The organism is Agrobacterium sp. (assembly GCF_059499945.1).
Map to the genome: position 1 here is coordinate 94,065 of NZ_JCABZP010000010.1, position 22,930 is coordinate 116,994.

Here is a 22,930-nt window from a genome sequence, read left to right on the forward strand (position 1 = left end):
CTGCGAGGCCAAGATGACACGGGTGCGCGAGACAAGCGACAACGACCTTCCGCTGGTGGACAGGCGTGCCCGTTCCGGCACGGTGCTGCGCATTCTGCTTCTGGCGCTGGTTCTGATCGCGGCTGCCGCCGCCTTTGTCTATTTCAAGGATTCGCTGGAAAACGAAATCGTGCTCGGCATTCTCGGCGTGCTGGCGATGATGGGCATCTTCTTTCTGGTGTCGTCGATCATCGGCTTCATCGAGGTCATGCCGCAGTCGCAATCTGACGGGCTTGCCCGCCGCTTCCTGTCGGCTCACCCCGAAGGTACGCTGATTACCGACGCCAAGGGGCATATGGTCTATGCCAACGCCACCTATTGCCGCATGAGCGGCACCACGAAGGCGAGCGATATCCAGAGCCTCGAGACGCTTCTGTCGCGCAGCCGGGAATCCACCGAAGCGCTTTACCGGCTCATCAACGTGCTGCGCGAAGGCCGCGATGGCTACGAAGAATTCCGGCTGCTGAAACCGCTGGGCGGGGATTCCAATGCGGGGCCGCACTGGTACCGGCTGAAGGGCCGGGTGCTGAAGGATGCGGGCGGCGAGGGGCTGCACGTCTTCCAGATCGCCGACATCACGCCGGAGCGCGAGGATCAGGAGCGCTTTTTCCGCGAATTGCAGAACGCCATCGATTACCTCGATCATGCGCCGGCCGGTTTCTTTTCCGCCGGGCGCAAGGGCGAGATCGTTTATCTGAACGCCACCCTGTCCGAATGGCTCGGCATCGATCTCGCGCAGTTTTCACCCGGTTCGATGACCGTTTCCGACATCGTCGCCGGCGAAGGCATGGCGCTGATCGAATCCGTCCAGCCCCAGGGTTCTGCCAAGCGCACCGAAATCCTTGATCTCGACATGCGCCGCGTCAACGGCCAGAGCATGCCGGCCCGCCTCGTGCATCAGGTCACCGCAAAGGACGGCGCGCCGGGTGAGAGCCGGACCATTGTGCTTATGCGTCCGAAGGGGCAGGAGGACACCGAATCCTCCTCCGCCATGCGCTTTACCCGCTTTTTCAACAACACGCCGATGGCGATTGCCTCGCTCGACGGCGATGGCCGCATCCTGCGCATCAACGCGCCTTTCCTCAAGCTGTTCTCCGGCGTTGTCGGGCGCGATGATATCGACCGTGGCGTGGCGCTTGAAACCGTGCTTCACGACAACGAAAAGCCGCGGCTCGAACAGGCGCTGGCCGAAGCCAAGGATCGTCAGGGCGATATCGCGCCCTTCGATTCCCGCCATCCGAGCGACGAGGGCAGGCATTTCCGTTTCTACGTCAATGCCGTGATCGATCAGGATGATGAAGCCCCGGAAGAGGTGGCGATCGTTTACGCTATAGAGGTGACCGAGCAGAAGGCGCTCGAAACCCAGATGGCGCAGACGCAGAAGATGAATGCGGTGGGCACGCTCGCAGGCGGCATCGCCCACGATTTCAACAACGTGTTGACCGCCATCCTGCTGTCGTCCGACCATCTGCTGCTGCAGGCGAGGCCGGCCGATCCGAGCTTTGCCGACCTCATGGAGATCAAGCGCAACGCCAATCGCGCAGCGGTGCTGGTGCGCCAGCTGCTGGCATTCTCGCGCAAGCAGACCATGCGTCCGGCCATCCTCAACCTGACTGACGTGATCGGCGATCTGCGCATGCTGGTCGACCGGTTGATATCAGGCACCAATGTCAAGCTGGAAGTCGATTACGGCCGTGATCTGTGGCCGGTGAAGACCGACCTGTCGCAATTCGAGCAGGTGCTCATCAATCTCTGCGTCAATGCGCGCGACGCCATGCCTGACGGCGGCAAGATCACCATCAGGACGCGCAACGTCGACGCGAAAGAGATCGCAGCGCTTGGCCGTCCGGAATTCCCGGCCGAAGACATGGTGATGGTGGAAGTTGCCGATAACGGCACGGGTATTCCGCCCGAGATCATGGACAAGATTTTCGAGCCCTTCTTCACAACCAAGGAAGTGGGCAAGGGCACGGGTCTTGGTCTCTCTATGGTCTATGGCATCGTCAAGCAGTCGGGCGGTTACATCTATCCCGAATCGGAAGTGGGCAAGGGAACGGCTTTCCGTATCTACCTGCCTCGCCATGTGGTGGAAGCCGTTGCCGGCCAGCAGCCCGGTCAGGCGGCTCTCGCCCCCGTGGCTGCGCCCGAACCCGTGAAGGAAGAGCCGCTGGACCTGACCGGCAACTCCGCCGTCGTGCTTCTGGTGGAAGACGAGGAGGCGGTGCGGCGCGGCGGCAAGCGCATGCTGGAAACCCGCGGCTACACTGTGCACGAGGCCGGCTCCGGCACCGAGGCGCTGGAGGTGATGGAGGAACTGGAGGGCAAGGTCGATATCGTCGTTTCCGACGTCGTGATGCCGGAAATGGATGGTCCATCGCTGCTGAGAGAATTGCGCAAGTCCTATCCCGACCTGAAATTCATCTTCGTTTCGGGTTATGCCGAGGATGCCTTCGCAAAGAACCTTCCGGCGGACGCCAAGTTCGGCTTCCTGCCGAAACCGTTCTCGCTGAAGCAGCTCGCCATCGCCGTCCGCGAAATGCTCGACGACAAGGAGTAAGGCCAGCGGCGGCGAACCGGATTCGGCAGCGCTGAGACCTGTCGTACCCATTTGCGTCCGGCCTGAAAACGTGCCGACAATGCTGGCTCATGTCTTCCCGCGCTTTAGCTGCCTCCATATCCGCACTTTTCCCGAGGTTTGCCTCTTCGCAAACGCAATAGTGATTGCACCGTTTCGCAAGGGGCTTAAAATCGCGTCTTAACGACCTAGATATGAAGAGGCGAAGTTCTCCCTCCTGGCAAAGAACTGTCGGTTTGAGAACAGTTTGGAGAATGATGAAAGATGATCGCTAAGCCGATCTACATGCAGGGCGAGGGCGAAGGGGAAGACGGCGGCGGCACCAACCGCGGAACGTCTGTTATCACCCGCGTCAAGCCTAAGACGAAAAGACCGAATTTGTACCGTGTTCTTTTACTGAATGACGACTACACTCCCATGGAGTTTGTCATCCATATTCTGGAGCGTTTTTTCCAGAAGGATCGCGAAGCGGCAACCCGTATCATGCTGCACGTGCACCAGCACGGCGTGGGCGAATGCGGGGTGTTTACATATGAGGTCGCAGAGACGAAAGTAAGCCAGGTCATGGATTTCGCCCGACAGCACCAGCATCCGCTGCAATGCGTCATGGAAAAGAAATGAGGATCGCAACGTGCCAACTTTTTCCCCGAGTCTCGAGAAGGCGCTGCACCAGGCACTGACCTTTGCAAATGAGCGTCACCACGAATATGCGACGCTTGAACATCTCCTTCTGGCGCTGATCGACGACGCGGATGCCGCTGCCGTGATGGGCGCCTGCAACGTCGATCTCGATGCGCTGCGCAAGACTGTCAGCGATTACGTCGACAACGAACTGACCAACCTCGTGACCGGTTACGACGAGGATTCCAAGCCCACATCCGGCTTCCAGCGGGTCATCCAGCGGGCCGTCATTCACGTGCAATCATCCGGCCGCGAGGAAGTGACCGGCGCGAACGTGCTCGTCGCCATTTTCGCCGAGCGCGAAAGCCACGCCGCCTATTTCCTGCAGGAGCAGGAGATGACCCGTTACGATGCGGTCAATTACATCTCCCACGGCATCGGCAAGCGTCCGGGCACGTCGCAGACGCGCGCGCCGCGCGGTGCTGATGAGCCCGAAGGTGAAAACAAGGCGAGCCGCAGCAATCCCGAGGAAGAGGGATCTTCCGCCAAGAAGCAGCAGGATGCGCTGAAGGCGTATTGCGTCAACCTCAATGAAAAGGCGAAAAACGGCAAGATCGATCCGTTGATCGGCCGTCACGACGAGGTCAACCGCACGATCCAGATTCTCTGCCGCCGCTCCAAGAACAACCCGCTTTATGTGGGCGATCCCGGCGTGGGCAAGACGGCGATCGCCGAAGGTCTGGCCAAGCGTATCGTTGAAGGCAAGGTGCCGGAAGCGCTGGCCAATGACACGATCTTCTCGCTCGACATGGGCACGCTGCTCGCCGGAACCCGTTATCGCGGTGATTTCGAAGAGCGTCTGAAGCAGGTCGTCAAGGAACTCGAAGAGTATCCGGGCGCGGTTCTGTTCATCGATGAAATTCACACCGTCATCGGCGCGGGCGCCACCTCCGGCGGCGCAATGGATGCTTCGAACCTGCTGAAGCCGGCCCTGTCTTCGGGTGCGATCCGCTGCATCGGTTCGACCACCTATAAGGAATATCGCCAGTTCTTCGAGAAGGATCGTGCGCTCGTGCGCCGCTTCCAGAAGATCGACGTCAACGAGCCTTCTATCGATGACACCATCGCGATCATGAAGGGCCTGAAGCCCTATTTTGAGGAATATCACCACCTGCGATATTCCAACGATGCGATCAAGGCGGCCGTTGAATTGTCGGCCCGCTACATTTCCGACCGGAAACTGCCGGACAAGGCAATCGACGTGATCGACGAAACCGGTGCGGCGCAGATGTTGCTGCCAGCGTCCAAGCGCCGCAAGCTGATAACCGAAAAGGAAATCGAGGTCACCATCGCGACGATGGCCCGCATTCCCGCGAAGACGGTTTCCAAGGATGACGAGATGGTCCTCGCCAACCTTGAAAAGGAACTGCGCTCGGTTGTTTACGGTCAGGATATCGCCATCGAGGCTCTCGCCACGGCGATCAAGCTGGCGCGTGCCGGACTTCGCGAACCGAACAAGCCGATCGGCTCCTATGTCTTCTCCGGCCCGACGGGCGTGGGCAAGACGGAGGTGGCCAAGCAGCTTGCCGCCTCGCTTGGCGTCGAGATGCTACGGTTTGACATGTCGGAATATATGGAACGCCATACCGTGTCGCGTCTGCTCGGCGCACCTCCCGGTTATGTCGGCTTCGATCAGGGCGGTCTTCTGACCGACGGCGTCGACCAGCATCCGCATTCCGTGGTGCTGCTAGATGAAATCGAGAAGGCGCATCCGGATATCTACAACATCCTGTTGCAGGTGATGGACCACGGCTCGCTGACCGACCATAACGGCAAGAAGATCGACTTCCGCAACGTCATCCTCATCATGACGACCAATGCGGGTGCGTCCGAAATGGCGAAATCGGCGATCGGTTTCGGCTCTTCACGCCGCACGGGTGAGGATGAAGAGGCGATCAACCGCCTGTTCACGCCGGAGTTCCGCAACCGTCTGGATGCGATCATTCCGTTCTCGCCGCTGCCGACTGCCGTTATCCACAAGGTGGTGCAGAAGTTCGTCATGCAGCTGGAAACCCAGCTCTCCGAGCGCAACGTCACCTTTGACCTGCACGAAGACGCGATCTCCTGGCTGGCGGAAAAGGGTTACGACGAAAAGATGGGCGCACGCCCGCTGTCGCGCGTGATCCAGGAGCACATCAAGAAGCCGCTCGCCAACGAAATCCTCTTTGGCAAGCTCAAGAAGGGCGGCGTCGTCAGCGTCACCGTCGGCAAGAAGGATGACGGCTCCGACGGCCTCAAGCTTGAGGTTCTGCCGGAAACCGCGCCCGTTAAGCCGCAGCCGGAGGCCGAACTGAAGGCGGCCAAATCGCCGGGCAAGGCAAAGGCAAAAACTGCTTCCAAGGCGGCAAAAGCCAAGGAAGAGGCGGATGTCCTTGTTGCCGAGGCCGATAAGTCCGATGAGGCCAGCAAGCCGCGGCGCAAGACCAATACGGTGCCGAAAGTGCCGAAGAAAAAATGATCACGGTCTTTGATCTATAAACCGGTGCCGGGCGAAAGCCCGGCATTTTCATGTATGAAATGCGTCGCGTTTTACCTGATACCTGCGGCGCGTTTCATTTTTGTTTCATGCATGACGTTACCCCGAGGCCACGGCATTTTCGGGCGACATGCTCGAGTGGGTCAGCAATGCACACTGCCGACAGCGATACCATCCCATTGCGCGGCTGGTTTTTCCGGGGGATGCGGGGCATATTCTCGCTGCCCTCGCTCATTCTCATGACATCTTTCGTCGGTTTCAGCGCTTTCGCACTCGAATCCGGGGTTGCGCGCGGCGAAGCCGTGTTCATGACGCTTGTCATCTGGGCCTTGCCGGCCAAGATGATCCTGATTGGTTCCATGGTCGGCGGCGCCAATCTCGCCGCCTGTTTTCTGGCGGTGACGCTGTCTTCGGTCCGCATGATGCCGATGGTCGCCTCCATCGTTCCGGAAATGCGCGGCGCGAAGACGCCGACATGGATTTTACTGTTCCTCTCACATTTCGTTGCAATCACCGCCTGGGTCTTTGCCACGCAGAATCTTTCCAAGGTGCCGCGTGAAGCCCGCGCCGCCTGGTTTGCCGGTTTTGGTATTACGCTCACCGTGGTCAATGCCGTCATCGTCGGCCTGTGTTACGGCATCGTCGCCGCCTTTCCGCCTCTCGTCGCCGGTGTGCTGTTTTTTCTCACGCCGGTCTATTTCGTGGCGTCGATCTGGGCTTCGGCCCGTCATTCCGTCGTCAAGGTCGCCTTCGTCATCGGCGTCATCGCCGGACCCGCCTTCGCGGTGATTGCACCGGAATTCGACATTCTCTATGCCGGGATCGGCGGCGGTACGGCGGCCTATCTGATCGACCGCCTGGTGTTTCGTCGCCGGATAAAGCCCGTCTCGCCGGAGAGCGAACCATGATGACCGAACATTGGTGGGCGCCCTATCTTTTCATCGCGATTGCCGGCTGGCTGGCGACCGATCTCTGGCGCTGGCTCGGCGTTCTCGCCGGTAACCGCCTGAAGGAAGATTCCGAGGCCCTGCACTGGGTAAGGGCGGTTGCCACCGCACTCGTCATGGCCGTCACCGCCAAGCTGATCGTCTTTCCAACCGGTACACTTGAGGCGTCACCCCTATGGCTGCGCATTGGAGCCGCCACGCTCGGTTTCATCGCATTTCTGCTGGCGGGCCAGCGGGTCATCGTCGGTGTGGCGGTTCCGATCCTGCTTCTGGCGGGTGGATTGTTCGCACTCGGTTTCTGATGCTCGCTTTATCCGAATATTAAGCTCATTGCCCTACTTTGCCGCTGGTTGAAACAGGGACCGAAATTCAATGCGACTCTTTGCGGCAGAGCGTCTTGTACTTGGATTTATCGCAACATTATTCGTTATCGATGCGGTATTGATTGCGATCAAAGGCATTCGTGTCGATTACGCCGGATATCTTCTGTGCGTTCTGGCAGGCGTCGGCGTTTTTATCCTCGGTCAGCTATATCGCACTAGCGGGCGCGATCTTCGCATCGCAGTCGCCCTGATTTCTGGCGGGCTATTCATCCTGTTCACGCTTGCCGCTTCGATTTTCAACTACATGTTCCTACCTGTCGCCTTTCCAGCGATTGATCATGTGCTTTTCGGTGTGGATGCAGCGTTTGGCTACAGTTGGACGGGCGTCGTCCTGTGGGCGGCAACCCATCCATGGATCGGAACCGGACTGTTTTTCGTCTATGCCTCATCGTTGCCGCAGCTTCTGGTGATCGTCCTTACGCTCGGCTTCACCGGCAACCAGCGGATGCTGCACCACTTTCTGGTGACGGGAGTGCTGGGGGCGTTTGCATGTATCGTCTTTTGGATATTCTTCCCGACATTCGGACCTTCAGCCTATGTGCAATTGCCGCAGTGGGTATCACAGGCTATCCCCCTGGCCGTTGATAATAATTACGGCCAAGAGTTGAACCGCCTTATAACCGAGGGAGTGGTCTATCTTTCTCCCAAAAATGTCCTGGGGCTGATCGGCTTTCCATCGTTTCATATCTTCATGGCGGCAATGTCAGTCTGGTTCATGCCGCGTCACTGGGCGGTGATGGCAGCGATCTTGCCGATAAACCTGTTGATGCCGCTGGCCGTTCTTGTTCAGGGTGGACACCATCTTTCGGATGTTTTCGGCGGTCTCGCTGCTTTTGTCGTCATTTGTGCTGTATCGTCCCGCCTGCTCAACCGGCTGTCGGCAAGGGAACTGACCGAAGCGGCGGCCGCCTCCCGTATTCAGATCGTTGCGGCAGAATAATTGCGACGCGTTTCGCTCTCCCGGGCTTCCGCAACAAGCCAGTCCGATAATATGCGGGCCGGGGCGGTTATCTCCTCTGCTTCCATGAGCCAGTAATATTTCTCCGTATCGGCGGCCCGGTCGAAAAGCACGGTCAGTTGACCGTTGGCAATCTCGTCGTGAAGAAGCGCCGTCGGGCAAAGGCCGACGCCTTGTCCGGCTTTGAGTGCGGTCACGAGCAGATTGAAATCCGCGAAAACGGGGCCGGCATTATCGGGGAGGGATATCCCGTCGGCTGCGAACCAGTTCTGCCATGCCGCTTCGGTATCGTCATGTAGCAATTCCGCTCGCAACAGGCTGTCAACGTCGTCGAAAGGACCGAATTCGGCGGCATAGCTTGGCGCGCATGTCGGCCGGGTCTCAGCGCTAAAGAGAGCTACGGCATTTTCCCCGGAGACCACCCCATGCTCTATGGTCAGATCAGCCGGCACTGCATGATGTGCTCCGGAATAGCTGATGGATACCTGGATATCCGCGTAAAGCGCCCGGAAGCGGGGCAGGCGGGGAGTCAGAAAATGCGCCACGACGGAGGGCAGGCTGGCAAGGCGGACGGTCATGCGGTCACGGCCGCGGCTGATCCGCTCTGCGCCGGAGGCGATCTGCCGCAGGCCTGACGAAACCGTAAGACCGAATTCCCGGCCGGCCGGGGTGAGCCTCACGCCTCTAGCATGCCGCTCGAACAGGGCCACGCCAAGCCAGGCCTCCAGATTGCGCACATGCTGGCTCACGGCAGTCGCCGTCATGCCGAGTTCCTGCCCGGCCAGAGAAAAACTCGTTCTTCTGGCGGCGGCTTCGAATGCGCGGAGGGTGGCAAGGGGAGGCAGCTTCATGATTGCCAAGGCTAAGTCAGACTTGGCCTGAGCGCAAGAAAAACCCGTCTTGTCAGGCGGGTATTCCTGACGCAATTTCGCATCGGTATTTTCATCGCTCAGAGGATTTCATGACCCCCATGCCCGTCGCCGAACCCGCTGACGCCGCTGCGCGCCGCGCCGTCCGTCCCGTTGTCGTTTATCCGAACGGCACGCTTGAGACGCCGGACCTCGCGCGCCTGGCGCAGGCAAAGAATGGAATGGAAAAGATCGATGAGGTCATCGTGCCGCCGCGTGACGGTCGCACCTTTCATGTGCCGAAGGGACATTTCTTTCGCATCGTGAGCATTGAAGGTCCGCAGGTGGGAGACCTGAACCTCTGGAACGCCCATGATCTGACCGAGCGGTTTTTCAGCGGCAAGACCCGCGCCCTGCACGCCACCCACGTTTCGGTCGGCAATCGGCTTTGGAGCAACCTGCCATCGCTGCGGCCAATGGCGACCATCACGCACGACACGCTGTCATGGTATGGCTTCGACGAAGACGGCGGCGGCGTGCATGACGTGATCGGCACCCGCTGCGATCCCTATACCAACAGGCTTTTGAGCGGCGGCGACTATCACCATTGCTGTCATTCGAACCTGACGAATGCGCTCGCCGCGGCCAAGGGCCTGTCGTTCGCGGAGGCGGAGCCGCATGTGCACGACGTGCTGAACGTGTTCATGTGCACGGGCTTTACCCGCGACACGCATCAATATTTCATGAAAGCGAGCCCGGTGCGGCCGGGAGATTATCTGGAGCTTTTTGCGGAGATCGATCTTATCGGCGCGCTGTCCGCCTGTCCGGGCGGCGATTGCAGCGCCACGCATTCCAGCGATACGGCGGCCTGTTATCCGTTGAAGGTGGAGATATTCCGGCCGGATATGGCGGTGCTTGAAGGCTGGCCATGGCCGCAGAGGAATGCGTATCAGCCTGTGGAATGATGATAAGCACCACCGCCGTCATGCCGGACTAGATCCGGCATCCAGTCACGGCGCGTCGGCGCCGTAAGGATAGTCTTTGCGATCAAGGACTTGATCGCGCTGGACCCCGGATCCAGTCCGGGGTGACGATCTGCGGAAGCTGCGGTTCTGCCAGACGCGTTGGCGTCTTGGCACGCATCACGAAGCAAGCGCAGCCTTTATCTTCGCCGCGTGGGCCTTCAGTACCTCGCCATCGGCCATCACGCCGGAATGCGGCTTCAACGGCTCGCCTTCCTTGCGCGGAATGACGTGGAAATGCAGATGGAAAACGGTCTGCCCGGCCGCCGGCTCATTGAACTGGGCGACGAAGACGCCGTCTGCATCGAAGGCTTCCTTGGCCGCGACGGCCAGTTTCTGCACCACGGGAATTGTCCTTGCCAGAACCTCGGGGTCGGCATCGAGCAGATTGCGCGAGCCGGTCTTGGGAACGACGAGCAGATGGCCGGGGGCCTGCGGCATCACATCCATGAAAGCAAGCGTATGCTCGTCTTCGTAAAGCTTGTGGCTCGGAATTTCGCCACGCAGGATTTTTGCGAAGATATTGTTGTCGTCATAGGCGCTGGCCGTCATCGTGATCTCTCCTCGTAGCGGACTATACGTCCGGTTCCTGTCTCTCGCCCTTGCGGAAGGGCGTGTGTTCATCAAGATAATCGCCGATATGTTCGACCTCTTCGCGTTCGCGCTGAAGATAATCGGCAATGGCGCGGCGCAGGCCCGGATGGGCGATGAAATGCGCCGAATGGGTGGTCACCGGCACGTAACCACGCGCCAGCTTGTGCTCGCCCTGGGCGCCCGCTTCCACCCGTTTCAACCCCTTCGCCAGCGCAAAATCGATTGCCTGATGGTAACAGACCTCGAAATGCAGGAAGGGATGATCCTCGATGCAGCCCCAATGGCGACCATAAAGCGCATCCGAGCCTATGAAGTTGATTGCCCCCGCAATATAGCGCCCATCGCGTTTCGCCATCACCAGCAGCACATCATCGGCCATGCGCTCGCCGATCAGCGAATAGAACTCCCGCGTGAGATAAGGCCGGCCCCATTTACGGCTGCCGGTATCCATGTAGAAGGCGAAGAACTGGTCCCAGATGTCTTCGGTGAGGTCGCTTCCGGTCAACCAGTCGATCTCGATACCGTGTTCCAGCGCCGCACGGCGTTCCTTTTTCAGCCCCTTTCGCTTGCGCGAAGAAAGGGCATCGAGAAAATCATCGTGGTCGCGATAGCCATCATTGATGAAGTGGAACTGCTGGTCTGTCCTGTGCAGGAAATCGCGGGGCAGAAGGGCAGACAGATCGTCTTCTTCGAGAAACGTGACATGGGCGGAAGAGACGCCGATCTTTTCGGCCACCTGGGCGAGGCCGGAGGCAAGAAGCGGTTTAAAGCGCGTTTCGTCCACCGCTTCGGAAACGAGCAGGCGTGGCCCGGTTGCCGGCGTGAAGGGCACCGAGCATTGCAGCTTCGGATAATAATGGCCGCCGGCCCGCTCGAAAGCATCCGCCCAGCCGTGGTCGAAGACGTATTCGCCCTTGCTGTGGTTTTTCAGATAGGCCGGCACTGCGCCGACGAGCACACCGGAGGCGTTTTCGAGAAGAAGATGGTGGCCAAGCCAGCCGGTTTTGGCTGTCGCCGAGCCGGACTCTTCCATAGACGATAGAAATTCGTGGGAAATAAAAGGGTTGTACGGTTTTCCTGATGTATTGAGCGATGTTCCGGAAAGCCGTTTCCAGCTTTCCGGATCGATATCCCCAAAGGATTGCGCAATGCTGATGGAATAGTCTTCTGTCATGCCGTCGCGGATGGGTTCTCTCTCGGGTCGAAACCTTCGAATGTCATCTGGTCCGCATATTTATAGGTAGTCTCGCGCGCATTTTCATCCCTGACCGTCCAGGTAATCACCGGAAGCCCGAGTTTTCTTTGCGCTTCGATGAAGCTGTTGGGCAGATGACCCCAATGATAGGAGATGAAATCGAGCCCCAGCTGCATCGCTTCATCATGTTTGAAGAAGTCTTCCGGCTTGTCGCCCTCGGCGGTGAGGCCCAGCGGCCAGGGCGAGCCCGCAGCCTTCAGGTCCTTCAGCAGGTGATGGTCGAAGCTCATCAGCGCCACATGGCCCTTATAGCCCTCAAGGTCTTCCAGAACCCCCTCGGCAAAACCGTCATCGACGCCTTCGCCGGCACGGCCCTTCAGCTCGATCACCAGCGGCACCTTGCCGGCGCAGAGCGTCAGAAGCTGCTTGAGCGTTGGAACCCGATCCTTGGTCTGACCGACGGCAAGAAGGGACAGCTCGGCCGATGTGCGTTCGCGCACGTCGCCCTTGATGCCCGTCAGGCGGGCCATGTCGTCGTCGTGAAAAATCACCGGAACGCTGTCGGCTGCCAGCTGAACGTCGCATTCGATGGCGAAACCGGCCTCGATGGCGCGGGAAAAGGCGGAAAGCGTGTTTTCCCAGACCGCCTTGTTGAGATCATGATAACCGCGATGGGCGACGGGCTCAGCCGTCAGCCAGGAAAGCTTGAGCGTCATACGTCGATTTCCACGATGGCGTCGATTTCGACTGATGCGTTGAAGGGCAGGCAGGCCATGCCGACGGCGGCGCGGGCATGTTTGCCGGCATCACCGAGAACATTGGCGAGAAGATTGGAGGCGCCGTTGATGACGAGGTGCTGTTCCACGAATTCCGGAACCGAGGCAACAAAGCCATTCAACTTGATGACACGGCGGATTTTCGAGAGGTCACCATTCAAAGCGGCCTTGACCTGTGCGAGAATGTTGACGGCGCATAATTCGGCCGCGCGCTGGGCGCCTGGCACGTCGACATCGCGGCCAACGAGGCCCGTCACCGCAATCTTGCCTGATTCCATCGGCAGTTGACCCGATACATAAAGAAGATTGCCGCTGATGGTGAACGGAACGTAGTTTGCGGCTGGCGCCGCGGCGACGGGAAGCGTGAAGCCAAGTTCCTTGAGGCGGCCTTCGATGACGTCCGACATTTTCGTCTCCGGTTTTGTTGTAAATCCTTCAAGAATCCGGCATTCAGAAGATGTTGATCCAAAAGCCGGGCGGTTGCTTGTACAATATGAGCGGCGAGTCCAACAGGAGATATTGCATGTTTGTCAGGACGCTTGGTTTCGTTGCCGCAACAGGGCTTATGACCGGCCTGTCAAGCGCTGCCAATGCCTTGCCCGTCACGGTTCCGGATCTCGTCGCCCACCGCGCCGTCTACGATCTCGAACTCAAGGATGCGTCGGATCGCTCCGGCATCGAGGGCATGACCGGCCGCATGGTCTATGAATTCACCGGCTCATCCTGTCAGGGTTACAAGACCGATTTCCGTTTCGTGACGCAGATCAACACCGGCGACGCCGTACGCATGACCGACCAGCAGACCACGACTTTCGAAGACCTTGCCGCGAAGAAATTCACCTTCGAGACCAAATCCTACACCGACGACAAGCTGGACAAGGAAGTGCAGGGGGCCGCAACCGACAGCACCGAGGGCGTGAAGGTCGATCTGACCCGGCCGGATGCCCGCCAGATCAGTCTCGTCGCCAGCGAATTCCCGACACAGCACATGTTTCAGGTCATCGAACATGCGAAACAGGGAAAGCGTATTTTCGAATCCCGGATATTCGACGGTTCTGATGATGGCGATGAAAGCCTGATCACCTCCACGCTGGTCGGCAAGTCGCAAATGCCGAAGGATGGCGATGCCGACGCCGGCAAGGCGGGCGAATTCGCCAAGGCTGCCTTCTGGCCGGTGACGATCGCCTATTACAACGACAAGACCGGCACCGACGCCCTGCCGATCTACCGCATGTCGTTCAAGCTTTACGAAAACGGAATCACCCGCGATCTGACGATGGATTACGGCGATTTCGTTCTGACGGGAAAGCTTGCGAAGCTCGATATTCTCAAGCCCGAAACCTGCGAAAACAAGCCGGTTCGCTGAAACGCGGCTATTTCGCCGGTTTTTTCGCATAAATGCTTGCATTTTCACGCGGGCGACTGTATGCGGCTCACCATTCCACACGCGAAGCTTGGGATGTTCCGGGAGAAATCCGGTCCGTTCCGCCCGGTGGTGTCGATGAAAATCGGCGCTGTTCGCTTCGCGGGGGTTAAACCGGAAAAGGAGTAACAAGGCATGGCATTGCCCGATTTTTCTATGCGTCAGCTTCTGGAAGCTGGTGTTCACTTCGGCCACCAGACGCACCGCTGGAACCCGAAGATGAAGCCGTACATCTTCGGCGACCGTAACAACATCCACATCATCGACCTGGCTCAGACCGTTCCGATGCTGTCGCGCGCCCTTCAGGTCGTGTCCGACACCGTTGCCCGTGGCGGCCGCGTTCTGTTCGTCGGCACCAAGCGTCAGGCGTCCGAAATCATCGCCGACAGCGCAAAGCGTTCGGCCCAGTACTACGTCAACTCCCGCTGGCTCGGCGGCATGATGACCAACTGGAAGACCATTTCGAACTCGATCCAGCGTCTGCGCAAGGTTGACGAAATCCTGAACTCGGAAGGCTCCGGCTACTCCAAGAAGGAACGCCTGAACCTTGAGCGCGAGCGCGAAAAGCTTGAAAAGGCTCTCGGCGGTATCCGCGATATGGGCGGCGTTCCGGACCTGATGTTCATCATCGACACCAACAAGGAAAAGATCGCGATCGAAGAAGCCAAGCGTCTTGGCATTCCGGTCGTTGCGATCATCGACAGCAACTGCGACCCGGACCATATCGACTACCCGATCCCGGGTAACGACGATGCTTCGCGCGCCATCTCGCTCTACTGCGACCTGATTGCCCGCGCTGCCATCGACGGTATTGCCCGTCAGCAGGGTGCTTCCGGCCGCGACATCGGCGCTTCTGAAGAAGCTCCGATCGAGCCCGCTCTCGAAGACGAGGCTGGCGCCTGATTTAGGCCCTGTCTGGCGGCGATTTCTTAATCGCCGTCTCCTCGACCAGGATATGACAAGGCCGTCAAAGACCTTCAATGGGTTGACGGCCTTGTTCGTTTCAAGCGCTCCGCCACGTTTTTTGGAAACCGCTGGCGTCTGACGTGGTTGAAACGCAAGGCAGTCTTCATAACGCTGTCACACTTCGGCGGCACCCATCATTTCGATGTATGGAGACGCCGCAGCACTTGGGAATGCGCATGCCCCTTTCCTGAAATCCTCTTCGGTTTCAAAGGGTGTGCGGCCGGGTACAGTCATCACCCAGAACTTCGGCACGGCAAATTCCGCCGGCTGACCGATCGAACCGATAAGAGGCAAACAATGACCGAAATCACAGCCGCAATGGTGAAGGAACTGCGCGAGAAGTCTGGCGCAGGCATGATGGACTGCAAGAAGGCTCTTGCTGAGACCAATGGCGACATGGAAGCGGCGATCGACTGGCTGCGCGCCAAGGGCATCGCAAAGGCCGACAAGAAGTCCGGCCGTACGGCTGCCGAAGGTTTGGTCGGCGTTGCCACCATGGGTCACAAGGCTGTTGTTGTCGAGCTGAACTCCGAAACCGACTTCGTTGCCCGCAACGATGCGTTCCAGGACCTCATCCGCGGTATCGCCCAGGTTGCCCTCACCACCGACGGCACCGTTGACGCTGTTTCCGCTGCGACCTATCCGGCAACCGGCAAGTCCGTTTCCGACAGCATCAAGGACGCGATCGCTACGATCGGTGAAAACATGACGCTGCGCCGCTCGGCTGCACTCGAAGTGCCGCACGGTGTTGTTGCGACCTACATCCACAACGCTGCCGGCGACGGCATCGGCAAGCTCGGCGTTCTCGTTGCCCTGAAGTCGGACGGCGACAAGGCCGTTCTGAACTCGATCGGCCGCCAGGTTGCCATGCACATCGCTGCGACCAACCCGCTCGCCATCCGCGCTGAAGAAGTCGACGCTGCCGTGGCCGAGCGCGAGCGCAACGTCTTCATCGAACAGGCCCGCGAATCCGGCAAGCCGGAAGCCATCATCGAAAAGATGGTTGATGGCCGTATGCGCAAGTTCTTCGAAGAAGTAGCTCTTCTGTCGCAGGCTTTCGTCATCAACCCCGACATCACTGTCGGCGCTGCCGTCAAGGAAGCCGAAAAGGAAGCCGGCGCTTCCATCGAAGTGACGGGCATGGTTCGCCTGCTGCTCGGCGAAGGCGTCGAAAAGGAAGAAAGCGATTTCGCAGCAGAAGTCGCCGCAGTCGCCAAGGGCTGATTATATTTACCCAATCTTGGGAAAACGGGAGGGCATCGCGTGACAACGCGGTGCCCTTCGTGTATCCGCGTTTCGGTTACATTTCCGAGGAGTCATGATGTCTTCCAAGCCGATCTACAAACGTGTTCTTCTCAAGGCTTCCGGTGAAGCCCTTATGGGCGATCAGGGTTTCGGTATCGATGTGGCGGTGGCCGACCGTATCGCCTCCGATATCGCCGAGGCGAGGGCGATGGGTGTTGAAGTCGGCGTTGTCGTCGGCGGCGGTAATATTTTCCGCGGCGTGGCCGTGGCCTCCAAGGGGGGCGACCGCGTTACCGGCGACCATATGGGCATGCTGGCGACCGTCATCAATGCACTGGCGCTCGCCACGTCGCTGCGCAAGCTCAGCATCGACACCGTCGTTCTCTCGGCAATCGCGATGCCTGAAATCTGTGAGAGCTTCTCCCAGCGCGCCGCCCTTCACCATCTCGCACAGGGGCGTGTGGTGATTTTCGCCGGCGGTACGGGCAACCCGTTCTTCACCACCGATTCTGCTGCAGCGCTTCGCGCCGCGGAAATGGGCGCCGAGGCGATCTTCAAGGGTACCCAGGTGGATGGCATCTACTCCGCCGACCCGAAGAAGGATCCGACAGCTACCCGTTTCGACGAGCTGACCCATAGCGAAGTGCTCGGCAAGGGCCTGGCGGTCATGGATATCGCCGCTGTCGCGCTTGCTCGCGAGAACCATATTCCGATCATCGTCTTCTCGATCCACGAGAAGGGCGGTTTCGCGCAGATATTGACCGGCGGTGGCCGCAAGACCATCGTGCACGACAAGTAATCAAAAAAGACGCCGCCCCCTGGGCGAATTCCGGCCACAGCCGACAGAGACGGAGTATCAAGATGAGTGGTATTGACCTCAACGATATCAAGCGCCGCATGGATGGCGCCATCAACGCATTCAAGAGCGATATCGCATCGCTGCGCACCGGCCGGGCTTCGGCAAACATTCTCGATCCGGTCACCATTGAAGCTTACGGTTCGCGTGTGCCGCTCAACCAGGTCGCAAACATCACGGTTCCGGAGCCGCGGATGCTCGGCGTCAACATCTGGGACAAGTCGATGGTCAATGCCGTCGATCGCGCGATACGCGAATCCAATCTCGGCCTCAACCCGATCGTCGATGGTCAGAACCTCAGAATTCCGCTGCCTGAACTGAACGAAGAGCGCCGCAAGTCGCTCGTCAAGGTCGCTCATGATTATGCCGAAAAGTCCAAGGTCGCGATTCGCCATGTGCGCCGCGACGGCATGGATGGTCTGAAAAAAGCCGAAAAGGATGGTGACATCGGTCAGGACGAAAGCCGTGGACAGTCGGAAAAGGTGCAGAAAATGACCGACGACACGATTTCGGAAATTGACCGCTTGCTTGCCGAGAAGGAAAAGGAAATCATGCAGGTCTGATATCGCTTGCGATAGACCTGTATTTTATTCGTTTTAATTCCGCGCTGCCCTGTTACTGGATCGATATGCCGACGACGACACGTTCCTCCATACCCGAGCACGTCGCCATCATCATGGATGGCAATGGACGCTGGGCAAAGCAGCGCGGTCTTCCGCGCGTGATGGGGCATCGCCGCGGGGTGGAGGCCGTACGCGAGACCGTGCGCGCGGCCGGTGATTGCGGAATACGCTATCTCACGCTGTTTGCCTTCTCGTCGGAAAACTGGCGCAGGCCCGAATCCGAGGTGAGTGACCTGATGGGGCTTTTGAAGGCTTTCATCCGGCGTGACCTTGCCGAACTGCATCGCGAAAATGTCCGCGTGCGGATCATCGGTGACCGGCAGGGGCTGAAGACCGACATACGCTCTCTCCTCGAAGAGGCGGAGCAGATGACGGCTGGCAATACCAAGCTGACGCTGGTGATCGCCTTCAACTATGGAAGCCGTGACGAGATTGCGCGCGCGACGGTGGCAATCGCCCGCGATGTCGCCGAAGGCCGGCTCGATGCCGCTTCGATCACGCCGGAGATGATTTCGGCCCGGCTTGACACGTCGGGCATGCCGGATCCGGATCTTATCATCCGCACCAGTGGCGAAGAGCGCCTGTCGAACTTCCTGCTCTGGCAGGCCGCTTATTCTGAGTTCCTCTTCGTTCCCGAATATTGGCCCGACTTCGACCGCCAGCGATTCTTCTCCGCAATCGAGCAATATGCAACGCGTGACCGCCGCTTTGGTGCACTCACCGAGCAGGTTGCCGTGGCAGGCGCCTGATGAGCCGTGAACTCAGACTGCGGATCGTCTCCGCAATCGTCATGGCAGCGGTCATTCTGGCCGCGACCTGGTATGGCGGCATTCTGTTCCGCATCGTCGCGGGTCTTCTGGCGATCCTCATCTATTATGAATGGTCGACGATTACCCGGCTGTCGGAGGCCAACCCGACCGGCAATGCCTGGGGCTGGTTCGCGGTCGCCGTTATCGCCGGCAACACGATTTTCGGCGAATCCTCGCTCGATCTGCCGCTTTTATCCGGCTTCACGCTGACCGCAGCCCTGTTTCCGGTTTTGCGCGGCAGGAACTGGTGGCTGGTGGGTGGCATTTTTTATGCGGGTCTGAGCGGCATATCGCTGGCGGCCATTCGCGGTGATGAGCTGACGGGCTTCGTGTCCATCCTTTTCATCTTCGCCGTTGTCTGGTCGACGGATATTCTCGCCTATTTCGTTGGACGCGCCATTGGCGGGCCGAAGCTTGCGCCTTCGATTTCGCCCGGCAAGACCTGGTCGGGTGCGATCGGCGGGGCAGCGGCGGCTGTGATCGGCGGCGGCGCGGTGTCCATGGCCTATCACGGCAGAATCAGCCTGCTGGTGCTGGGGCTCGCGTTCATCCTGTCGGTATTCAGCCAGATAGGTGATCTCTTTGAATCCTTCGTGAAACGACGTTTCCAGGTCAAGGATTCCAGCCATCTCATTCCGGGCCATGGCGGCTTCATGGACCGTGTTGACGGTCTTGTTTTCGCCTGCTTTACGGTATTCCTCATTGCTTTCGTGCATGCGGCGGCAACCGGCGACGTGCCCGGATCGGGCGGCGGTCTGTTGCCGGGTTTCTGAGCGGCGCGAAAGGTCACGACATAAAGGGCAGATTGTCATGAACACAGTAATGGCGGCGACCGGCTTTCTGACCGGCTATATCGTGCCCTTCATCCTGGTGCTGTCCCTGCTCGTTTTTGTCCATGAAATGGGCCACTATCTGGTCGGGCGCTGGTGCGGCATCCGTTCCACGGCATTTTCCATCGGCTTCGGCCCGGAGCTGATCGGTTTCACCGACAAGCGCGGCACGAGATGGAAGATTTCCGCGATCCCGCTCGGCGGTTACGTCAAGTTCTTCGGTGATGAGGATGCCGCCAGCAAACCGGATAGTTCCGGCCTGTCGCATATGTCGCTGGAGGAGAGGGCGCAGACGCTTTCCGGCGCAAAGCTGTGGAAAAGAGCGGCCACGGTTGCTGCGGGCCCGATCGCAAATTTCATTCTCGCCATTCTCATCTTCGCGGTGCTTTTCGGCATTTATGGTCGGATGATTGCCGATCCAGTCGTGGCGGAAGTGCGCGAAAACAGCGCTGCCGCCGCAGCTGGCGTGCGGCCCGGCGACCGACTGGTCGCGATCGATGGCGAAAAGGTGATGACTTTCGAGGATGTCCGTCGTTACGTCGGCATCCGCCCGGGCACGCCGATCACCGTAACTGTCGAAAGGGCAGGCGAGGAGCTGAAGCTGCCGATGGTTCCGACGCGCACGGAAACCACTGACCAGTTCGGCAACAAGCTGGAAATGGGCATTATCGGCATCGTCACCGACCAGACCAGCGGCAATTTCCGCCACATCGAATATTCGCCGACCGAGGCGCTGGTTGAAGGCGTGCGCGAAACGGGCCACGTCATTACCGGCACCTTCAACTATATCGGCAACCTCGTGACCGGCCGCATGAATGCCGATCAGCTGGGCGGTCCGGTGCGTGTCGCGCAGGCATCCGGCCAGATGGCGACGCTCGGCATTTCCGCCGTTATCCAGCTTGCCGCAGTCCTTTCCGTTTCGATCGGTCTGCTGAACCTGATGCCCGTCCCGGTTCTGGACGGCGGCCATCTGGTGTTTTACGCGATCGAGGCCATTCGCGGCAGGCCGCTCGGCGCGGGCGCGCAGGAAGTCGCGTTCCGTATCGGCATGATGATGATTTTGGGTCTTATGGTTTTTGCAACATGGAATGATATCAGCAGCTTGATCGGCTGAGGATTGTGTTTTAACGGTTTTGTTAGTTGTTTGTTTACCTTGTTTTTATGCCGAAGTGGCGAATGCGCCACTCTGGATCACGAAGTAAACAGAATTTAACGTTCTGACTTGCTTGTAGGGGAAAAGCAGGTAAAACGACGCACATGGCCGGAGTCGGGTTCCGCCCGCTGAGGGACAACGTAAAAAGGTAAGAATTGAAATGAAGGCTGGTTCAAGATTTTTGAACGCGGTGTCGGCGGTTGCGCTGTCTGCTGGTGTTTCTTCGGTTGCGGGCCTTGGCGTGCTTGCCTCTGCTGGTGTTGCGAATGCAGCCGTCATCAGCAAGATCGATGTTCGCGGGGCCGAGAGGTCCGGTGCGGACTCCGTGCGCTCCAACATCACCATTGCGCCGGGTAAGAACTTTTCCAATTCGGATATCGATGAATCGGTGAAGCGTCTTTACGCCACCGGTTACTTCTCGAATGTCTCCATGCGCGTTTCCGGCAGCACGCTGGTCGTCACTGTTAACGAGAACCAGCTGGTCAACCAGGTGGTCTTCAACGGTAACCGCAAGATCAAGGACGACAAGCTCGCCGGCGTCGTACAGACACAGGCGCTTGGCCCCTTCAATCAGGCTATCGTGACGGCGGATATCGCCCGCATCAAGGAAGCCTATGCCGCGATCGGCCGTAGTGACGTCGAAATCACCACGCAGACCGTTTCCGTCGGTCAGGGCCGTGTGAACATTGCTTTCGTCATCAATGAAGGCGAGCGCACGAAGATCGGCCGTATCGATTTCGTCGGCAACAATGCCTACAGCGATGGTCGTCTGGCCGCTGTCATCAATACCAAGAAGTCCAACATGCTGTCGTTCCTGACGCGTAAGGACGTTTATAACGAGGACAAGCTGCGCGCCGACGAAGAGGCGCTGCGCCAGTTCTATTACAACCGCGGTTACGCCGACTTCCGGGTCGTGTCCTCCGAGGCGGTGCTGGACGAGTCCAAGAACGAATACACCGTCTCCATCACGGTCGATGAAGGTCAGCGTTATAACTTCGGCAACGTTGCGGTCGAATCGACCGTTCCGGGCGTCGATGGTTCCGAACTTCAGGGCCTCGTGGAAACCCGTCAGGGTGGCAGCTACAGCGCCAAGGAAGTTCAGCAGAGCATGGAAGCGATTTCCAAGCGCGTGGCCGGCGAAGGTTATCCCTTTGCCCGCGTAACGCCGCGCGGCGACCGTGACATGGCTGGCAACACCATCGGCGTAACCTATATCGTCGATCAGGGCGAGCGCGCCTATGTCGAGCGCATCGAAATCCGTGGCAACACCCGTACGCGTGACTACGTCATTCGTCGCGAGTTCGATATCTCCGAAGGCGACGCGTTCAACCAGACGGTCATCACGGCTGCAAAGCGCCGTCTCGAGGCGCTCGGCTATTTCTCGAAGGTCAATATCTCGACCGCCGGCGGCAGCGCGCCTGACCGCGTCGTGATTGTTGTCGATGTGGAAGACCAGTCGACGGGTTCGTTCGGTATCGGTGCAGGTTACTCGCAGAACGACGGCGTTCTGCTCGAAGCCTCCATCGAAGAAAAGAACTTCCTCGGTCGTGGCCAGTACATTCGTCTCGCCGCTGGTGCGGGTGAAGACGATGCACGTAGCTACACGCTGTCCTTCACCGAGCCTTACTTCCTCGGCTATCGTCTTGCCGCAGGTTTCGACCTGTTCAAGAGCCAGAGCCGCAGCGAAGATTATTACGACTACGACGAGCAGGGTTTCGCGCTGCGTGTAACCGCGCCGATCACCGAGGACCTCTCGACAACGTTCAAGTACACCTACAAGCAGCTCAACTATGATGGCGAAGGCGACTGGGAAACCGGCAGCAACCTTGCAGCGCCTTATAAAGACCTGATCCGTGGCGGTGACTGGACGCAGTCCATCATTTCGAACACGCTGAACTACAATACGCTCGACGACCGCAACATGCCGCGTGAAGGCTGGCAGGCTGCTCTGACGAACGAATTTGCAGGCCTCGGCGGCGATTCCGAATATTACAAGATCTACGCCAAGGCTCGTTTCTTCTATACGCTGTCTGACGAATACGATGTCATCGGCTCGCTCACGGGTCAGGCCGGTCACGTAGTGCCGACGGGCGACAATCTGCTGGTCTTCGATCAGTTCAAGTTCGGCGGCCGTCAGGTTCGCGGCTTCAAGAACGACGGTATCGGTCCGCGTATCGGCTCCGACTCCATCGGCGGCACGACCTATTTCGCCGCGTCTGCTGAAGTCACGGCTCCGATGCCTGGCGTTCCGGAAGATTTCGGTCTGCGCCTCGCAGGCTTCGTTGATGCCGGCACGCTCTATGGCAACAAGGTTGCCAACAGCGCAGGTGTGAAGGACGACAACTCCATCCGTGCATCCGCTGGTATCGGCGTGATGTGGGCGTCGCCCTTTGGTCCGATCCGAGTCGACTACGCGGTACCGATCGCCAAGGAAGACTACGACGAGGAACAGCGTTTCCGGTTTGGCATGTCCAACACTTTCTGATATCGGCAGTCCAGAACTGCAACTTTGAACGTTCTGGAGTTTCCGG

General features: G+C 59.0%; 22 protein-coding genes. 17 read left to right on the forward strand and 5 right to left on the reverse strand.

The window, feature by feature from the left end; translation table 11 throughout:
* The first annotated feature begins 13 nt into the window (after positions 1–13).
* From cckA to AC5I5B_RS07035, 6 genes are all read left to right on the forward strand, one after another.
* A complete protein-coding gene (cckA, locus tag AC5I5B_RS07010; RefSeq protein ID WP_087743854.1) occupies positions 14–2,596 on the forward strand; it encodes a cell cycle histidine kinase CckA in 2,583 nt (860 codons plus the stop codon).
* 282 nt (positions 2,597–2,878) lie between these two features.
* Entirely contained in the window at positions 2,879–3,235 is a 357-nt protein-coding gene (gene clpS / locus AC5I5B_RS07015) for an ATP-dependent Clp protease adapter ClpS (RefSeq protein WP_003502541.1), read from the forward strand.
* 10 nt (positions 3,236–3,245) lie between these two features.
* Positions 3,246–5,753, forward strand: coding sequence for an ATP-dependent Clp protease ATP-binding subunit ClpA (gene clpA / locus AC5I5B_RS07020; RefSeq protein WP_003502542.1), 2,508 nt, complete (start codon positions 3,246–3,248; stop codon positions 5,751–5,753).
* A 167-nt stretch (positions 5,754–5,920) separates the two neighbouring features.
* On the forward strand, positions 5,921–6,679 hold the full coding sequence (locus tag AC5I5B_RS07025) for an AzlC family ABC transporter permease (protein WP_020810322.1): 759 nt from the start codon (positions 5,921–5,923) through the stop codon (positions 6,677–6,679).
* Positions 6,676–7,020, forward strand: coding sequence for an AzlD domain-containing protein (locus tag AC5I5B_RS07030; protein WP_003502544.1), 345 nt, complete (start codon positions 6,676–6,678; stop codon positions 7,018–7,020). Before AC5I5B_RS07025 ends, AC5I5B_RS07030 begins: the two co-directional genes overlap by 4 nt.
* 70 nt (positions 7,021–7,090) lie before the next feature.
* Entirely contained in the window at positions 7,091–8,041 is a 951-nt protein-coding gene (locus AC5I5B_RS07035) for a phosphatase PAP2 family protein (RefSeq protein ID WP_060724135.1), read from the forward strand.
* Here AC5I5B_RS07035 and AC5I5B_RS07040 read toward each other — a convergent pair.
* Positions 8,020–8,910: a LysR family transcriptional regulator gene (locus AC5I5B_RS07040; protein ID WP_111834333.1), complete on the reverse strand. Its 891-nt coding sequence runs from the start codon at positions 8,908–8,910 to the stop codon at positions 8,020–8,022. The genes AC5I5B_RS07035 and AC5I5B_RS07040 overlap by 22 nt on opposite strands.
* A 110-nt stretch (positions 8,911–9,020) precedes the next feature.
* Here AC5I5B_RS07040 and AC5I5B_RS07045 point away from each other — a divergent pair, with 110 nt between their 5' ends.
* Complete coding sequence (locus AC5I5B_RS07045; protein WP_107675501.1) at positions 9,021–9,872, forward strand: urea carboxylase-associated family protein; 852 nt, start codon at positions 9,021–9,023, stop codon at positions 9,870–9,872.
* A 177-nt stretch (positions 9,873–10,049) separates the two neighbouring features.
* Here the strand turns inward: AC5I5B_RS07045 and AC5I5B_RS07050 are convergent, their stop codons facing one another.
* From AC5I5B_RS07050 to AC5I5B_RS07065, 4 genes are read right to left on the reverse strand one after another with little or no spacing between them, the layout of a single operon-like run.
* Entirely contained in the window at positions 10,050–10,481 is a 432-nt protein-coding gene (locus tag AC5I5B_RS07050) for an HIT family protein (protein WP_003502549.1), read from the reverse strand.
* Between the two features lie 22 nt (positions 10,482–10,503).
* Complete coding sequence (locus AC5I5B_RS07055) at positions 10,504–11,697, reverse strand: GNAT family N-acetyltransferase (protein ID WP_111834334.1); 1,194 nt, start codon at positions 11,695–11,697, stop codon at positions 10,504–10,506.
* Complete coding sequence (locus tag AC5I5B_RS07060; RefSeq protein WP_161974064.1) at positions 11,694–12,434, reverse strand: glycerophosphodiester phosphodiesterase; 741 nt, start codon at positions 12,432–12,434, stop codon at positions 11,694–11,696. The genes AC5I5B_RS07055 and AC5I5B_RS07060 overlap by 4 nt, the downstream gene beginning before the upstream one ends.
* Entirely contained in the window at positions 12,431–12,901 is a 471-nt protein-coding gene (locus AC5I5B_RS07065) for a RidA family protein (RefSeq protein ID WP_003502555.1), read from the reverse strand. Before AC5I5B_RS07065 ends, AC5I5B_RS07060 begins: the two co-directional genes overlap by 4 nt.
* A gap of 116 nt (positions 12,902–13,017) precedes the next feature.
* On the opposite strand from AC5I5B_RS07065, the gene AC5I5B_RS07070 reads away from it, so the two are divergent.
* From AC5I5B_RS07070 to bamA, 10 genes are all read left to right on the forward strand, one after another.
* Positions 13,018–13,860 (forward strand): cell envelope integrity EipB family protein, encoded by an 843-nt coding sequence (locus AC5I5B_RS07070; protein ID WP_003502556.1) that lies wholly within the window; start codon positions 13,018–13,020, stop codon positions 13,858–13,860.
* Between the two features lie 60 nt (positions 13,861–13,920).
* Positions 13,921–14,046, forward strand: coding sequence for a hypothetical protein (locus AC5I5B_RS07075; protein WP_003512833.1), 126 nt, complete (start codon positions 13,921–13,923; stop codon positions 14,044–14,046).
* A 6-nt stretch (positions 14,047–14,052) separates the two neighbouring features.
* Positions 14,053–14,820 (forward strand): 30S ribosomal protein S2, encoded by a 768-nt coding sequence (gene rpsB / locus AC5I5B_RS07080; protein WP_003502558.1) that lies wholly within the window; start codon positions 14,053–14,055, stop codon positions 14,818–14,820.
* 360 nt (positions 14,821–15,180) lie between these two features.
* Positions 15,181–16,107, forward strand: a complete 927-nt coding sequence (tsf, locus tag AC5I5B_RS07085; RefSeq protein ID WP_003502560.1) for a translation elongation factor Ts — start codon at positions 15,181–15,183, stop codon at positions 16,105–16,107.
* A 97-nt stretch (positions 16,108–16,204) separates the two neighbouring features.
* Positions 16,205–16,927, forward strand: coding sequence for a UMP kinase (gene pyrH, locus AC5I5B_RS07090; RefSeq protein WP_003502561.1), 723 nt, complete (start codon positions 16,205–16,207; stop codon positions 16,925–16,927).
* A 62-nt stretch (positions 16,928–16,989) separates the two neighbouring features.
* Positions 16,990–17,547 (forward strand): ribosome recycling factor, encoded by a 558-nt coding sequence (frr, locus tag AC5I5B_RS07095; RefSeq protein ID WP_003502562.1) that lies wholly within the window; start codon positions 16,990–16,992, stop codon positions 17,545–17,547.
* A gap of 65 nt (positions 17,548–17,612) precedes the next feature.
* Positions 17,613–18,356, forward strand: a complete 744-nt coding sequence (locus AC5I5B_RS07100; RefSeq protein WP_003502563.1) for an isoprenyl transferase — start codon at positions 17,613–17,615, stop codon at positions 18,354–18,356.
* Positions 18,356–19,189: a phosphatidate cytidylyltransferase gene (locus AC5I5B_RS07105; protein ID WP_080866113.1), complete on the forward strand. Its 834-nt coding sequence runs from the start codon at positions 18,356–18,358 to the stop codon at positions 19,187–19,189. The genes AC5I5B_RS07100 and AC5I5B_RS07105 overlap by 1 nt, the downstream gene beginning before the upstream one ends.
* A gap of 49 nt (positions 19,190–19,238) precedes the next feature.
* Positions 19,239–20,360: an RIP metalloprotease RseP gene (rseP, locus tag AC5I5B_RS07110; RefSeq protein WP_162687200.1), complete on the forward strand. Its 1,122-nt coding sequence runs from the start codon at positions 19,239–19,241 to the stop codon at positions 20,358–20,360.
* A gap of 199 nt (positions 20,361–20,559) precedes the next feature.
* A complete protein-coding gene (gene bamA / locus AC5I5B_RS07115) occupies positions 20,560–22,884 on the forward strand; it encodes an outer membrane protein assembly factor BamA (protein WP_060724139.1) in 2,325 nt (774 codons plus the stop codon).
* Positions 22,885–22,930: the final 46 nt, after the last annotated feature.